Annotated in this window: 14 protein-coding genes; 5 read left to right on the forward strand and 9 right to left on the reverse strand. The window is 62.6% G+C overall.

Annotation, left to right across the window (positions count from 1 at the left end):
• The first annotated feature begins 227 nt into the window (after window positions 1-227).
• The 3 genes from CLU92_RS09295 (at window position 228) to CLU92_RS09305 (ending at window position 6,278) form a co-directional block, all read left to right on the forward strand.
• On the forward strand, window positions 228-2,492 hold the full coding sequence (locus CLU92_RS09295) for an arginine/lysine/ornithine decarboxylase (protein ID WP_101481656.1): 2,265 nt from the start codon (window positions 228-230) through the stop codon (window positions 2,490-2,492).
• Between the two features lie 551 nt (window positions 2,493-3,043).
• Window positions 3,044-4,828 carry a DUF1800 family protein gene (locus tag CLU92_RS09300; protein ID WP_101481657.1) on the forward strand — a complete coding sequence of 595 codons (1,785 nt, stop codon included), beginning with the start codon at window positions 3,044-3,046 and terminating at the stop codon, window positions 4,826-4,828.
• A gap of 10 nt (window positions 4,829-4,838) precedes the next feature.
• A complete protein-coding gene (locus CLU92_RS09305) occupies window positions 4,839-6,278 on the forward strand; it encodes a DUF1501 domain-containing protein (protein ID WP_101481658.1) in 1,440 nt (479 codons plus the stop codon).
• On the opposite strand, the gene CLU92_RS09310 is transcribed toward CLU92_RS09305, so the two are convergent.
• The 4 genes from CLU92_RS09310 to CLU92_RS09320 are packed head-to-tail and all read right to left on the reverse strand — an operon-like array spanning window position 6,275 to window position 8,438.
• Complete coding sequence (locus CLU92_RS09310) at window positions 6,275-7,135, reverse strand: intradiol ring-cleavage dioxygenase (protein WP_101481659.1); 861 nt, start codon at window positions 7,133-7,135, stop codon at window positions 6,275-6,277. The genes CLU92_RS09305 and CLU92_RS09310 overlap by 4 nt on opposite strands.
• Window positions 7,093-7,257, reverse strand: coding sequence for a hypothetical protein (locus tag CLU92_RS27750; protein WP_166674759.1), 165 nt, complete (start codon window positions 7,255-7,257; stop codon window positions 7,093-7,095). The genes CLU92_RS09310 and CLU92_RS27750 overlap by 43 nt, the downstream gene beginning before the upstream one ends.
• Before the next feature lie 3 nt (window positions 7,258-7,260).
• Complete coding sequence (locus CLU92_RS09315) at window positions 7,261-7,902, reverse strand: hypothetical protein (RefSeq protein WP_101481660.1); 642 nt, start codon at window positions 7,900-7,902, stop codon at window positions 7,261-7,263.
• A gap of 29 nt (window positions 7,903-7,931) precedes the next feature.
• Window positions 7,932-8,438, reverse strand: coding sequence for a Spy/CpxP family protein refolding chaperone (locus CLU92_RS09320; RefSeq protein ID WP_101481661.1), 507 nt, complete (start codon window positions 8,436-8,438; stop codon window positions 7,932-7,934).
• Between the two features lie 193 nt (window positions 8,439-8,631).
• Between CLU92_RS09320 and CLU92_RS09325 the strand changes: the two genes are divergently transcribed.
• Window positions 8,632-9,321 carry a response regulator transcription factor gene (locus CLU92_RS09325; RefSeq protein WP_101481662.1) on the forward strand — a complete coding sequence of 230 codons (690 nt, stop codon included), beginning with the start codon at window positions 8,632-8,634 and terminating at the stop codon, window positions 9,319-9,321.
• A 2-nt stretch (window positions 9,322-9,323) separates the two neighbouring features.
• Window positions 9,324-10,829 (forward strand): ATP-binding protein, encoded by a 1,506-nt coding sequence (locus CLU92_RS09330; RefSeq protein WP_101481663.1) that lies wholly within the window; start codon window positions 9,324-9,326, stop codon window positions 10,827-10,829.
• 41 nt (window positions 10,830-10,870) lie between these two features.
• Here CLU92_RS09330 and CLU92_RS09335 read toward each other — a convergent pair whose 3' ends face one another.
• The 5 genes from CLU92_RS09335 to CLU92_RS09355 all read right to left on the reverse strand — a co-directional run bounded on the left by CLU92_RS09335 (window position 10,871) and on the right by CLU92_RS09355 (window position 14,371).
• Window positions 10,871-11,212 (reverse strand): FlxA-like family protein, encoded by a 342-nt coding sequence (locus tag CLU92_RS09335; protein ID WP_101481664.1) that lies wholly within the window; start codon window positions 11,210-11,212, stop codon window positions 10,871-10,873.
• A 119-nt stretch (window positions 11,213-11,331) separates the two neighbouring features.
• Window positions 11,332-11,901, reverse strand: coding sequence for a dCTP deaminase (gene dcd, locus CLU92_RS09340; RefSeq protein WP_035819543.1), 570 nt, complete (start codon window positions 11,899-11,901; stop codon window positions 11,332-11,334).
• A gap of 132 nt (window positions 11,902-12,033) precedes the next feature.
• The gene (locus CLU92_RS09345) at window positions 12,034-12,834 is read right to left on the reverse strand and encodes an alpha/beta fold hydrolase (RefSeq protein WP_101481665.1); all 801 of its coding nucleotides are present in this window, start codon (window positions 12,832-12,834) and stop codon (window positions 12,034-12,036) included.
• Between the two features lie 58 nt (window positions 12,835-12,892).
• Complete coding sequence (locus CLU92_RS09350) at window positions 12,893-13,588, reverse strand: HAD family phosphatase (RefSeq protein ID WP_101481666.1); 696 nt, start codon at window positions 13,586-13,588, stop codon at window positions 12,893-12,895.
• Window positions 13,589-13,609: 21 nt separating this feature from the next.
• The gene (locus CLU92_RS09355; protein ID WP_035819546.1) at window positions 13,610-14,371 is read right to left on the reverse strand and encodes a TSUP family transporter; all 762 of its coding nucleotides are present in this window, start codon (window positions 14,369-14,371) and stop codon (window positions 13,610-13,612) included.
• Window positions 14,372-14,467 lie beyond the last annotated feature (96 nt).

The raw sequence follows: 14,467 nt of genomic DNA on the forward strand, positions 1-14,467 counted from the left end.
AGATAGCCAGAATGTTGCTGTAATACCCCTGTCACACCCATGCGTCACGCTAGCGCAAGCGTGTGACGCTTTGCTACGATATTTTTTTCCCGCAGACGCCGCATTTCTGCGAGAATCCCGTTCTTATTTTTTTTCTGCGGCTGCCGGGTTGCACTACCGCCTGACCGTCGCGCCCTAGTCCGCCCCTTCACATCTGTCAGGGGCGGCTTGCTTTTTTGGAGACATGCATGAAATTTCGTTTCCCCATCGTCATCATTGACGAGGATTTCCGTTCTGAAAATACGTCCGGCCTGGGCATTCGCGCCCTTGCCGCCGCAATGGAAAAAGAAGGCATGGAAGTGCTGGGCGTGACCAGCTACGGCGATTTGTCGCAATTTGCCCAGCAACAATCGCGCGCGTCGGCCTTCGTGCTGTCGATCGACGATGAAGAATTCGGCGCCGGGTCCATCGAGGAAACCGATCACGCGCTCAAGTCGCTGCGCGCCTTCGTCGAGGAAATCCGCTACAAGAACGCCGACATCCCCATCTATCTGTACGGTGAAACGCGCACCTCGCGCCACATCCCCAACGATATTCTGCGCGAACTGCATGGTTTCATCCACATGTTCGAAGATACGCCGGAATTCGTCGCGCGCCACATCATCCGCGAAGCGAAATCCTACCTGGACGGCCTGTCGCCGCCCTTCTTCCGCGCGCTGGTGCACTACGCCAACGACGGCTCCTATTCGTGGCACTGCCCCGGCCACTCGGGCGGCGTGGCGTTCCTGAAGTCGCCGATCGGCCAGATGTTCCACCAGTTCTTCGGTGAAAACATGCTGCGCGCCGACGTCTGCAACGCCGTCGAGGAACTGGGCCAACTGCTCGACCATACGGGCCCGGTCGCCGCGTCGGAACGCAATGCGGCGCGCATCTTCAATGCCGACCATTGCTATTTCGTCACGAATGGCACGTCGACCTCGAACAAGATGGTGTGGCACTCGACGGTGGCGCCAGGCGACATCGTCGTCGTCGACCGCAACTGCCACAAGTCGATCTTGCATTCGATCATCATGTGCGGCGCCATTCCCGTGTTCCTGATGCCGACGCGCAACCACCTGGGCATCATCGGCCCCATCCCGCTGGCTGAATTCACGCCGGAAAGCATTGCCCGCAAGATCGAGGCAAATCCGTTCGCGCGCGAAGCGAAGAACAAGAAGCCACGCATTTTGACCATCACGCAATCGACCTATGATGGCGTGATCTACAACGTGGAAACCCTGCGCGAAATGCTGGACGGCAAGATTGACACCCTGCACTTCGATGAAGCATGGCTGCCGCACGCCACCTTCCACGACTTCTACAAGAATATGCACGCCATCGGCAAGGACCGTCCGCGCGCCAAGGAATCGATGATCTTCTCGACCCAGTCCACGCACAAATTGCTCGCCGGCCTGTCGCAAGCCTCGCAAATCCTCGTGCGCGAATCGGATACGGTCAAGCTGGACCAGGACGCCTTCAACGAGGCTTACCTGATGCACACCTCGACCTCGCCGCAGTACTCCATCATCGCCTCCTGCGACGTGGCTGCGGCCATGATGGAAGCGCCGGGCGGCACCGCCCTGGTGGAAGAATCGATCATGGAAGCGCTCGATTTCCGCCGCGCCATGAAGAAGATCGACCAGGAATGGGGCCAGGACTGGTGGTTCCAGGTCTGGGGTCCGGAAAACTTCAACGACGAAGGCATGGGCCAGCAGGAAGACTGGATGATACGTGCCGAGGATGACTGGCACGGCTTCGGCGATCTCGCTCCCGGCTTCAATATGCTCGACCCGATCAAGGCGACCATCGTCAACCCGGGCCTGTCGCTGGACGGCCAGTTCGGCGAGACGGGCATCCCCGCGTCCATCGTCACCAAATACCTGGCCGAGCACGGCGTCATCATTGAAAAATGCGGCCTGTACTCCTTCTTCATCATGTTTACCATCGGCATCACCAAGGGCCGCTGGAATACCCTGCTGACGGCCTTGCAGCAGTTCAAGGACGACTACGACAAGAACCAGCCGATGTGGCGCATCCTGCCGGAATTCGCGGCGGCCAACCCGCGTTACGAAAAAATGGGCTTGCGCGACCTGTGCCAGCAAATCCACGACTTCTACAAAGCCTACGACGTGGCGCGCCTGACGACGGAAATGTATTTGTCGGACATGATCCCGGCCATGAAGCCGTCGGACGCCTTCGCCAAAATGGCGCACCGCGAAATCGAGCGCGTGGCGATCGACGAACTGGAAGGCCGCATCACGTCCATCCTGCTGACGCCGTATCCACCGGGCATTCCCCTCTTGATCCCGGGCGAGCGCTTCAACAAGACCATCGTCGACTACCTGCGCTTCGCGCGCGACTTCAACGAGCGCTTCCCCGGCTTCGAGACGGATGTGCATGGCCTCGTGAAACGCGAAGTCGATGGCAAGCGCGGCTATTTTGTCGATTGTGTGAAATTGGATGAGAACGCCTAAAAACGTCATCGTTCCTTGAACTGTAGTCATGGACGCCGCCTGATGCAAATCTGGCGGCGTTTTTCATTTCAGGCCAGCGCGCACGCTTGCGCCAGATCAGACGGCGGGAATATCAGGCTACCCGCCTGAGTGACTCGTGCCAGGTTGTCTGGTTCGCGCCGCTTCAGGGCCAGCGGCGAAGCACCATGCGGAGAGAGCCTGCCCGGCGCAGGAGAAGAGCGGCTTGGTATGGCGCACGGCGTTTCGCCAATAGCGTATAAACCATCGTTTCCGAAGCTGCGGGTTTCCTTGTCAAGATGAGCGTTCAAACAAGCTTAATTGGCAGGAATGATTACGTCGCTTATACGCCACAGTGCACGTGCTCGACAAAAAGTAATTTTCATTTTCAAAAAGGAAACTTTGCACTAGTTCGGCAAAAACATCCTCAATTACACGCCAACACCAATTAAAAGCAAACCAGACCAATATGCAGCCAGTTAATTGGAAACAGGATTTTGTTCAACAAGCCCTACACTGAACGGGCGAGATTTTTATTGCCCGAAAGAAACCAAATGACTCATCCTGCTTTGCACCGTGTGCTGGTCATCACCCTACTCAGCCTGCTTGCCGCCTGCGGCGGAGGCGGCGACAGCAAGACCGGCGCCACCCAGAACCCGGACATCTCGGCAGTGCCGCCAGCGACCGCCGGGCCTGGCACCACGCCGGGCGACACTATTGCACCGCCGCCTCTGACCACGCCGCCGTCCAGGCAGACAGCCACCTTTACGCGCCTGGAAGCGTCGCGTTTCCTGGGCCGTGCCACGTTCGGGCCGAACATCGCGGCCATCGAGGCGCTGGCCGCCAGCGATAGCGACGCCTGGCTCCGCGCTCAGTTCTCCAAGCCGCAAACCCTGCACCGCAGCTACATCGACGCCATGCTGGCAGCGCAGGCCGCCGGCGGGCAAAAAGTGGGGGTTACGGGGGTATATGAAACCTTCTGGCAGCAGGGCATCCGTGGCGAGGACCAATTGCGCCAACGCATGGCCTTTGCCCTGTCCGAGATTTTCGTTATTTCCATGCAGAATGATGCCGTACGGCCGCAGGTGCGTGGCGTGGCCAGTTATTACGACATGCTGGGCCAGCATGCTTTTGGCAACTTCCGCGACTTGCTGGAAGGCGTGGCCCTGCATCCGATGATGGGGCTGTACCTGTCCCATCTGCGCAACCAGAAAGAATCGGCCACCCGTACGGCAGATGAAAACTTCGCCCGCGAAGTGATGCAACTGTTTACCATCGGCCTGTACCAGCTGAATGCGGATGGCAGCCTGAAACTGTCCGGTGGCAAACCCATCGACACCTATACGCACGACGACGTGGCGGGCCTGGCTCGCGTCTTTACAGGCTGGAGCTGGGCCGGTCCGGACCAGAGCGCTACGCGCTTCTATGGCGGCACGGCCGATCCCGACCGCGACTGGAAGCCGATGCAGAACTACGCGGCCTATCATTCCAGCGGCGACAAGCGCTTCCTGGGCCAGAGCATCTCCGGTGTCAGCAGCGGCCAGGCCGACCTGAAACTGGCACTCGATACCCTGTTCAATCATCCCAATGCGGGACCGTTCTTTGCCCGCCAGTTGATCCAGCGCCTGATCAGCAGCAATCCCAGCCCCGCCTACGTGGGCCGCGTGGCCGCCGCGTTTGCAAATAACGGTAGCGGCGTGCGCGGCGACATGCAAGCCGTCATCCGAGCAGTACTGCTCGACCCGGAGGCGCTGGCCCCAAGCGGCAGCACCTTGCGCACAGGCAAGCTGCGCGAGCCACTGCTGCGCCTGGCTGGCTGGATGCGCGCCTTCGATGCCAAGCCAGCTGGCGGCCGCTACAGCCTGTATTACCTCGACGATCCTTTGAGCGGGCTGGGCCAGAGTCCCTTGAATCCGCCTTCCGTATTCAGTTTTTTCCGCCCCGCTTATACGCCGCCCAATTCCGCCCTTGCCAGCGCGGGCCTGGTGGCGCCGGAACTGCAAATCACGGCGGAACCGTCGGTGACGGGCTACCTGAACTTCATGCAAGACGCCATCAATAGCGGTGTGGGCGAGAGCCGTGAAGTCAAGCCCGACTACACGCGTGAACTGGCGCTGGCAAGCGACACGGGTGCCCTGCTCGACCGCATCGACCTGCTCCTGATGCATGGCAGCATGCCAGCCAGGCTGCGCGGACAAATCCTGACCGCCGTCAATGGCATCAGCATCCCCACGGCGACGGCCAGCAATGCCACGCAAGTTGCCACCGCCAAGGCCAACCGCGTCAAACTGGCCATTTTCCTGACCATGGCCTCGCCGGCCTACCTGGTGCAAAAGTAAGAGCGATCACATGCAAAATTTCCCCTTTTCCCGCCGCCGCTTCCTCGGCTCCATGCTGAGCCTGGCCGGTACCACGGCCACCCCCTTCGCCATGAACCTGGCCGCCATGGGCAACGCCGCCGCGCAATCGGCCAACGACTACAAGGCCATGGTTTGCCTGTTCATGGCAGGCGGCAACGACGCCTTCAACACGGTGCTGGCCACCGATACGACCTCATGGAATGAGTACTCGCGCCTGCGCAACACGGGCGGTGCCGATTCCATCCATCTGCCCGGCGTGGGCGAGACGGGCGGCGTCTTGCCGGTCACGCCCGCCACCGTGCAAACGGGCCGCGCCTTCGCCCTGCATCCCCAGCTGGCGCCACTGAAAGACCTGTTCGACAATGGCCGCGCCGCCATCGTGGCCAATGTAGGCACCTTGATCCAGCCCGCCACTCTGGCGCAGTACAAGGCGGGCAGCGTCGCCCTGCCACCCAAGCTGTTCTCGCACAACGACCAGCAATCGACGTGGCAATCGGGTTCGCCGGAAGGCGCCAGCGTGGGCTGGGGCGGCCGAATGGCCGACGTGGCCGGCTCGCTCAATACGAATGCGATGTTCACGGCCATTTCCGCCGCAGGCAACACCGTCTTCCTCAGCGGGCGCCAGGTGCGCCAGTTCCAGGTGGGGCAGGCAGGTGCCGTGCCCATCCGTGGCCTGGGCGGCAGCCTGTATGGCAGCACGGGCGGCGCGGGTGCGCTGCAAGCGATCGTCAACGATGCGGGCAGCGACCTGATCGAACAGGAACACGTGGCCGTCGTGCAACGCGCCATTTCCAGCCAGAGCATCCTCAACGGCGCCATGCTGGCAGCCGGCGCGGGCGGCGTGCCCAATCCCCCACCCTACATCAATCCGAACACGGGCGTGTCCGGTGTCAATCCGCTGGCCGTGCAATTGCAGACGGTGGCGCGCATCATCGGCGGGCGCGGCGCCCTGGGGGCGAAACGGCAGGTGTTTTATGTGACACTGGGCAGTTTCGACACGCATGACCGGCAAAAAGTGCTGCATGCCGACCTGATGGCGCGCCTGGCGCACGCGCTGGCGTATTTCGACGCGACACTGGCCGCCCTGCAGGGCGCGGACGTGCGGCGTCAGGTGACAACGTTTACGGCGTCGGACTTCGGCCGCACCTTCAGCAGCAATGGCGACGGCACGGATCACGGCTGGGGCGCGCACCACTTTGTCGTGGGCGGCGCCGTGAAGGGCCGCGACATCTACGGCACCTTCCCCGTCACGGGGCTGGGCCATGCGCTCGATGTCGGTTCCGGCGCCCTGCTGCCGACCACCTCCGTCGACCAGTACGGCGCCACCCTGGCCAAATGGTTCGGCGTGGCCGACAGCCAGATGGCCGAGGTGTTCCCGAACATCGGCAACTTCAGCCGGCGCGACCTGGGCTTCATGACGGCAACTTAACCGTTCACGGCCACCGTCAGGGTCGCCACATAGCCCTCTGTGGCATCGCCCGTTACCGCGGCCATCTGCAGGCAGGTGCCGTCGCGGAAGATATTGTCGGAGGCATAGCTGATCTGCGCCAGGTTGTGCACGCTGGCCGTGTAGCCGCTGGCCGCGTAGACCTCGCTTAACGTTGCCATCGGAAAGGTGAACTGCGAGGTCTTGAGGCGGTTCGCGGCAGAGGCCGCCTTGGCCAGGCTGGGATAGACCTCGAGATGCACGTGCGGCATGCGCCCCGCGTAGCAGCCGGGAAAGATCGTCGTGAAGGCAAGGTTGCCGGCGCTGTCCGTTTCCTGCACGCCCCGCAAATAATTTTGCGCCGTCACGCCGCTCGAATACAGCGAATACTGGCCGTCGCGGTCACAATGCCATAAATAGACGGCGTAGCCGGCCAGGCTGGCGCAGCTGCCGCTGGCGTTGAGCAACTGCAGCTTGATAGTGAGTGGCACGCCCGCCGCCATACCCGTGGCGCCATTAAAACTGGCGCGAATATCGCTGCGCACCACCCCCGACTGGTTCAGCACGTTGATGATGCTGCCGCCATTCGTATTCGTGCCGTCGGCCGGATACGGCCCACCCGTTTCTTCGGGGATCACCGGACAGGCGCCCACCGTCGGTATCGTGACGGTGCCGCTGCCGGAAATGCCTGTGCTGGCAACGCTGGCTGCCACCGTGCCGCTGGCGTCCGAACCGCCGCCGCAGCTGCTCAGGGGCAAGGTAGCGGCGCCGGCCAGCAGCCAGCGCAGGACTTGCCGCCGCTCAACCGCATGGCGCATCATTTCGAGGTCGGATGCCAGACCGTGATCATGTAATTCCATACATATTCCAACAAGTGGGGCAAACCCGCCAAGGCAGGACTCAGGCTGGCGCACAGGAACAGCGCCTGCGTGGCCCGTGGCGAGAGCGCCTTCCTGGCAACCAGGGCGAGCTTGCGTTCCATGGTTCAGGCCGTTGTATTGACCAGGTTGCCGCTGGATGGCAGGCTGGCACTGCTGCCGGAAGCCCCCAGGCTGCCCGATAGCGCCTGCAAGAAACTGCTCAACTTGGCGCTGCTGTCGCCGCTGGTGCTGGCGCCGCCGCCCAAGGCAGTGATCAGACTGGAGAAGCTTGATTGCAAGTCCGAAACGCTGCTGTTATCGCTGCCCGTGCCGGACGACAGGGTCTGGATCAGGCTTTGCAAGTCCGATTTGATATTGCCATGCCCCCGTGCCCGTACCCCGCCGCCGTCCTTGTCGCCGTCCTTGTCTGCGCCGGCGCTGGCGCCAGAGCCACCCTGGGCATGCAGGCTACCCATCAACTGGTGCAGGAACGCTCCCAATGCCTGGCCGGCATCGCTGCTGCCGGCGGTGCTGGTGTCGGCGGTGCTGGTGTCGGCGCCAGTGCTGTCGGACGATACCGTGTCGGGCAGCGTCACGCCGATCGACGACAGTGCGCTGGAAACGGCATCGAGAAAGCCCTTATCGTCCTGCCTGGGCGGCCGCGCGCCGCCCACGCTGTCGGCGCTGCCGGTATTGCTGCCGCTGACGCGGTTGAAAGCACTCAGCTGGGTAGCGGCGCTGCTGGAACTCAAGGCACTGATGCTCATGCTCAATCTCCTGTCGTTGGATGATGTCGTTACTGGGGACGGTGCGGGCCGGGGCGGCTGTCGCGCCGCTGCTGCGCCTGCTTGCGTTGCTCCGGCGTCAGCACGGCCAGCAATTGCTGCTCCAGCCGCGCATGCAGCAAGCTGATCTGCGCCAGGGCTTGCGCCGCCGTACTCGCCAGTGCGCTGGCCTTCGCATCGTCATAGGCGCTGGATCCTGCCAGCTCGCGCAACTGCGCATGCGCCTTGAAGGCGATTTTTTCCTGTTCGCGCAGCAAGGGCGCCTGGGCGTAGGTGGCGGCGAAAACCTTGTCCTGCTGCGCTTCGCTCAGATCGATGCCGTGCAGAAACGGCGGCAAGCCTTGCGCGCCGGGGCCGCCCGGACCGTGACCGGGGCCATGGCCAAAGCCGGGTGGCGGCCCCGGCATGGCGCGCGGCGGCGTGCCGTCCGGCGCAGGCTCCTGCTGGGCCAGTGCGAGCAGCGGCATGCTGCAGGCGGACAGCAGCAACAGGGATACGGCGATACTCAGGTGTTTCATTGGGTTTTCCTTTCGTGGCGACCAGCCCTGATTGTCGGCGTCTGGCATGTAAAGCAACGTTAGGCTGGGGTAAAAGCGTGTAAAGGAAGGGGCGGAAATGTAAGCAGAGGTATGTAAAAGCGGGTAAAACCGTCCTGAACAGCCCCCCTTGACTGCTATCATCGGGCGATATTCACCCGAAAAAAGCACAGGCATGAGCAAGGTTTTGTTAATCGATGACGACGTGGAACTGGTTGGCATGTTTCAGGAATACCTGACGCAGGAAGGTTTTGACGCCCGCGCCGTGCATGACGGCGAAAGCGGCGCGGCCGAGGCACTGACAGGCCTGTACGCCATCGCCGTGCTCGACGTCATGATGCCGCGCATGAATGGCCTGGAAACCCTGCGCCGCATTCGTGGCGGCAGCAACCTGCCCATCCTGATGCTGACGGCACGCGGCGACGACACGGACCGCATCGTGGGCCTGGAGCTGGGTGCCGACGATTACGTGACCAAGCCGTGCACACCGCGCGAGCTGACGGCGCGCATCCGCGCCATCCTGCGCCGTTCGCAAGCGGCGCCGCACGATAGCTCGGGCCTGGCGCCGCTGACCGTGGGGCAACTGACGATGTGGCCGGAACAGCGCCGCATCGCCTGGGCCGGCACGCACCTGGAACTGACAAGCACTGAATTCAACCTGCTGGAAGTGCTGGTGCGCCATGCGGGCAAGCCCGTGAGCAAGAATCAGTTGTCCGAACTGGGCCTGGGCCGCCCCATGGCGCGCTTCGACCGCAATATCGACGTGCACTTGAGCAGCCTGCGCCGCAAGCTGGGCAGCCTGGCCGATGGCCGTTCCTGCCTGCAGACCGTGTACCGTCTCGGCTACCAGCTGATCAAGGAATAAGCGTGGGCCGTCTGTTCTGGAAGTTTTTTCTGTGCATCATGCTGGCGCAAGTCACGGCCACCATCGGTATCGGCGGCACTTTCTGGCTGAAAAACCGGGCGGCGCAACAGGAGCGGGCCCTCGACATCGATACCAGCCCGCCCGCACAGATGGCCATCGAAGCGGCCAGCGCCACCCTGGAAGCGGGCGGCAGCAAAGCCTTGCAGCAGTTTCTCGGCAAGATGGAACGCATGCGCGTATTTGCCGTCGATGAAAAAGGACAAGAACTGATGGGCCGCAAGGTCCATCCGGCCATACTCGGCAAGGCGCGCGCGCTGCTGGCGCAAGGCTCGCCCCATGCCGTGGTGCGCGAGGTCATCGGCAGCGACGGCGTGCGTTACCTGCTGTTCCTGCCCTCGTCCGTCCGCTTTCGCACTGCCGAGGCGGGCGCCGCGCGCGACACGCTCAACGCCGTCACCCTGAGCGGCCCGCGCGGCATGGGCGCCCCCCGTTCCGAAGCGTCCGGCATGCCGCCGCCGCACGCCGACTACCAGCGCGGAGGTCCGCGCGAGATGGGTGGCATGGGCGGCATGCCGCCGGGACCGCGCATGGACAACCCCTACCGCACCTTCATTCCCCTGGCCGCCGCCATCGCCGCCAGCCTGCTGTTCTCTTTCTTGCTGGCCTGGTATTTTGCGCGTCCCATCCGCGACCTGCGACAAGCGTTCGAGGCCGCCTCGCACGGCGACCTGGCGCCCCGCTTTCACGCCAGCGGCAAGCGCGGCGATGAATTGACGGACCTGGGCCGCGATTTCGACCGCATGACGGGTCGTTTGCGCAATCTCATGGAGAGCCAGACGCGTTTGCTGCATGACGTGTCGCACGAACTGCGCTCGCCGCTGGCACGCTTGCAAGCGGCCATCGGCCTGGCGCACCAGCAGCCGGACAAGATGGACGCCTCGATGCAGCGCATCGAACGCGAAAGCGAACGCATGGATAAGCTGATCGGCGAGCTGCTGACCCTGTCGCGGCTGGAAGCTGGCGCTGGCTCACCGCTCAGCGAAGACGTCGGCATCGCCGACCTGTTGCACGACATTATGGAAGACGCCCGCTACGAAGCGAAGGCGCGCCAGGTGGAGATAGCCCTCGCGGGCGACGCGGCCATCGCCGACGCCGCTGTCACGGGCCGGCCGGAGCTGCTGGCGCGCGCCGTGGAAAACGTGGTGCGCAATGCCGTCAAGCACAGTCCCGATGGCGGTACGGTGGAAGTGAATTTGTCGCGCCAGCATGATTGGCTGCGCATCGCCGTGCTGGACCGGGGACCCGGCGTCGCAGGTGCCGACCTGGCCAGCATTTTCCAGCCGTTCTTCCGCGCCAGCAATACCCAGCACAGTACGGACGGCCATGGCCTGGGCCTGGCCATCGCCCAGCACGTCATCAGCGCCCATGGCGGGCGCATCGGGGCCAGCTTGCGTAGCGGTGGCGGGCTGTGTGTGGAAATGTTGCTGCCCACCAAAACGCCAGGCTGACCTTCCGGCGAGCCTGGCGGCGAGCATTGCCGCTAACCTTGTTACGCCTGGGTATCGATGATGCTGCCCAGGGTCGACGAGCTTGATTTGGCCGGACTCGTCGCCGTATCGGCGCTGCTGGTCGTCTGAGGAGCTTGCTGCGCCGCCTCTTGCGCCGCTGCCGCCTGTAACTGGGCAATTTGCGCCTGCAAGGCCTGGATTTGTTGCGCCAACTGCTGCTGCAGCTTTTGCGACGCGTCCGTCTGCGCGCCCTTCTGCGATTCCGTCAACTGCTTTTGCGCCGCCGTGATCTGCTTTTGCAGCGCCGCGATCTGCGAACTGCTGCCCGAGCTGGCGCTACTTGCCGCACTGACCGCGCTGCCTGAACCGATTGCCGCTACCATGATGCCTCCTCAGTGTTTCACTACCAAGGTTAACGGCAAGCATGGGCGCGGATGTAGTGCTGCGGGTGTAAAGGCAGGTAAAGAAGGGAAAGACGGCTGGCGCCCCGCCCTTCCAGCAATCAGGTCTTCGGCAGGGTCACGCCAACCTGGCCCTGGTATTTGCCGCCACGGTCCTTGTACGAGGTTTCGCACACTTCATCGGATTCGAAGAACAGCACTTGCGCCACGCCTTCGTTGGCGTAGATTTTCGCCGGCAACGGTGTCGTATTCGAAAACTCCAGGGTCACGAAACCTTCCCATTCCGGTTCGAACGGGGTGACATTGACGATGATGCCGCAGCGCGCATACGTGCTCTTGCCCAGGCAAATCGTCAATACATTGCGGGGAATGCGGAAATACTCGACCGTGCGGGCCAGCGCGAACGAGTTCGGCGGGATGATGCAATAGCCCTTGCCAGACACATCGACGAAGTTATTCGCGTCAAAATCCTTCGGATCGACGATGGTAGTGTTGATGTTGGTAAACAACTTGAACTCGTCGGCGCAACGGATGTCATAGCCATAGCTGGACGTGCCGTAAGAAACGATGCGGTTGCCGTCGCGTTCCTTGACCTGGCCCGGTTCGAACGGCTCGATCATGCCCGTTGTTTCCGCCATGCGGCGTATCCATTTATCGCTTTTAATCGTCATCGCAGGGGCTCTTTCTAGAATATCGGAATGGCGGGGGCCGCACGCCTGCTGCAGGCGCGGCCCGAATGGCAGGATTTTACGCGAAAACCCGCCACTGTTGGCCCTTGCAAGATGAAAATCGTTGGCGTCAGGCTACTGCTTCGCCAGCAAGGAAGCGATCATCTCGCGCACCACTTGCGCCGTCAGTTCCGGGTTTTCCATGGGAAACAGATGGCCGCCCGGCACCTGGCGGAAAAACCTGCCGACCAGCTTGCGCGTGGCCTTCAAACCCGCCTGGCGGCATTCCACCGATGCCGTGCCGCCGATAAAACCGATGGGCACGGGAAAGCCATCCTTGACGAGGCCGCCGATATGATGCGGCAAGCTGCGATAAACATCCGTTTCCACTTCGCGCGTAAAGCGCAGCTGCACCCCGTCCGGGTGGGGAACCAGGCCGCTATCGATATAGTCGCGCAAGACTTGCGGCGCCCAGATCGCGAACATGTCTTTGGAGGCAAAGTGTGCATACGCGGCTTGCGCATCGGGCCACAACTTGCGCCGCCGGGCGGAAAAGCGCGACGGAGAAAACCGTTCGCCCAGCGCCGTATTGCGCGCCAGGCGCACCAGCAAGGCGCGCCAGCCCGCCACCACGGGCGAATCGAGCAAGACCACGCAGCGCACCAGGTCGGGGCGCTGCTTGGCCACCATGACGCTGAGCATGCCGCCAAGCGAATGGCCGACGAGGATCACGGGCGCGCTGTAGCGGCGTTCCAGGTCGTCGATGTATTCGCGCACCAGCTCGGGCCAGCCCGTGCTGACGGGGTAAGCGGGATCGTGCGCGTGCATGTCGAGCGCCTGCACGCTGTAGTGCTGACCCAGCAAGGCGAACAGCCTGCGGTAGGTGCCTGCAGGATAACTGTTGGCATGGGCAAAGTGCAGTTGCGGGAGTGTCATCGTGGGATGGTGCCGGTGAATGCGATAGGCAATTGTAATGGCATGCCGGCAAGCCGTATCAGAGGAAGGCCTCTAATTGCCGGGGTGCTTGCGCCATGCCGGGCACGAAGGAGGCCAGCACCGCGCCCAGCTCGGCACTTGATTCCACTATGCAAAAGGCGTCGTCGAACGCATGCTCGCGGTTCATATGATTGCGCACGATGATGCATTCCAGCCCGGCAGCCTTGGCGGCGCGCAAGCCGCGCGGCGAATCTTCCACGGCCACGCATTGGGCCGCGGCCAGCCCCAGGCGCTGCAAACCCAGCTGGTAGCCGTCGGGCGCCGGCTTGCTTTCCCCATACATTTCACGCGTCAGCACGAAGTCGAAGTGCGGCAACATGCCCGTGGCCGCATGGCTGAGCTGGAAATGCTGTGCGTAGGCGCTCGTCACCACGCCCATGGCAACATGCGGGCGCAGCGCCGCCAGCACTTGCCCGATGCCGGGCATGGCCAGCTGGCGCGCCTGGCGCAGCCGTTCCGCAAACAGCACGGTACGCTCGGCGCGCAGGCGATCGACCAGTTCGATAGCGTGGCCCTGTCCCAGCAGCACATGCCAGGCGCCGTAGTTATTGTCCAGGAACCAGTCAAAGAATTGCTTTGGCGTCAAGTCTATGCCGTAGGGCATGAGCAAGTCGCGGTTGCTTTCATAGAACAGCTGCTCGGTGTTGACCAGCACGCCATCGTTGTCCCACAGCACGCCCTGGATGGTTTTCATGGCTTGTTGTCGTTTAAAAACTTACTTGAAGAAGATGTCGTAAGACAATTTCACAATCAGCAGCACCAGGAGCACGAGGAACAGGATGCGCACGAAGGCGGCGCCGCGCCGCACGGCGATCCAGGTGCCCGTCAGGGCACCCAGGATGTTGCACACAGCCATCGGTGCGGCCACGGCGTATACCACGTGGCCGGCGGGAATGAAGAAGGCCAGGGCGGCCACGTTGGTGGCGATATTCACCAGTTTCGAGCAGGCCGAAGCGAGGATGAAATCAAAGCCGAAAACGCGGATGAAGAGGAAAATCAGGAAACTGCCAGTGCCTGGCCCGAACAGACCGTCATAAAAGCCGATGGCGCCGCCAATGACGATGGCAAGGATGCGTTCGCGCGGACCGATGGGGCGCGCTTCGCGCGTCGTGCCGAAATCCTTCTTGATGAAGGTGTAGATGGCCATGATGATGATCAATACCAGCACCATGGGGCGCACCACCTGTTGTGGCACATACGACACGGCGGCCGCGCCGATGAAGGACATGATGAAGGCGCTGGCCACGGCGGGCAGCACCAGCAGCCACGGGATATGCACCTTGCCGACAAAGGAGCGGGCGGCAAACGTGGTGCCGCAGGCGGACGCCAGTTTATTCGTCCCCAGCAAGGACGTGGAAGCCATGTTCGGCATCAGGTTGAACAGGGCCGGCAGCTGTATCAGCCCGCCCCCGCCCACGGCGGCATCGATCAGGCCGGCAAAGAAAGCAAATAAACACAGCAGCGAAATGGTCAGCATGATAGGCAATAAGGAATGGGCGACAGCGGCAGTATAGGCGCCGTGGATTTTTCCGGATGCAACTTCATATTGCGGAAAACGCAATCACACGTAACG

The sequence above is a fragment of the Janthinobacterium sp. 61 genome (assembly GCF_002846335.1).
Lineage (GTDB): Bacteria > Pseudomonadota > Gammaproteobacteria > Burkholderiales > Burkholderiaceae_D > Janthinobacterium.

Bases quoted from the DNA above. Each gene is read 5' to 3' on its own strand.
- CLU92_RS09310 (WP_101481659.1), bottom strand. From the start codon at position 7,135: ATGGAATTACATGATCACGGTCTGGCATCCGACCTCGAAATGATGCGC.
- CLU92_RS09315 (WP_101481660.1), bottom strand. From the start codon at position 7,902: ATGAGCATCAGTGCCTTGAGTTCCAGCAGCGCCGCTACCCAGCTGAGT.
- CLU92_RS09335 (WP_101481664.1), bottom strand. From the start codon at position 11,212: ATGGTAGCGGCAATCGGTTCAGGCAGCGCGGTCAGTGCGGCAAGTAGC.
- CLU92_RS09355 (WP_035819546.1), bottom strand. From the start codon at position 14,371: ATGCTGACCATTTCGCTGCTGTGTTTATTTGCTTTCTTTGCCGGCCTG.
- CLU92_RS09350 (WP_101481666.1), bottom strand. From the start codon at position 13,588: ATGAAAACCATCCAGGGCGTGCTGTGGGACAACGATGGCGTGCTGGTC.
- CLU92_RS27750 (WP_166674759.1), bottom strand. From the start codon at position 7,257: ATGGAACGCAAGCTCGCCCTGGTTGCCAGGAAGGCGCTCTCGCCACGG.
- CLU92_RS09345 (WP_101481665.1), bottom strand. From the start codon at position 12,834: ATGACACTCCCGCAACTGCACTTTGCCCATGCCAACAGTTATCCTGCA.
- dcd (WP_035819543.1), bottom strand. From the start codon at position 11,901: ATGACGATTAAAAGCGATAAATGGATACGCCGCATGGCGGAAACAACG.
- CLU92_RS09295 (WP_101481656.1), top strand. From the start codon at position 228: ATGAAATTTCGTTTCCCCATCGTCATCATTGACGAGGATTTCCGTTCT.
- CLU92_RS09305 (WP_101481658.1), top strand. From the start codon at position 4,839: ATGCAAAATTTCCCCTTTTCCCGCCGCCGCTTCCTCGGCTCCATGCTG.
- CLU92_RS09300 (WP_101481657.1), top strand. From the start codon at position 3,044: ATGACTCATCCTGCTTTGCACCGTGTGCTGGTCATCACCCTACTCAGC.
- CLU92_RS09320 (WP_101481661.1), bottom strand. From the start codon at position 8,438: ATGAAACACCTGAGTATCGCCGTATCCCTGTTGCTGCTGTCCGCCTGC.
- CLU92_RS09325 (WP_101481662.1), top strand. From the start codon at position 8,632: ATGAGCAAGGTTTTGTTAATCGATGACGACGTGGAACTGGTTGGCATG.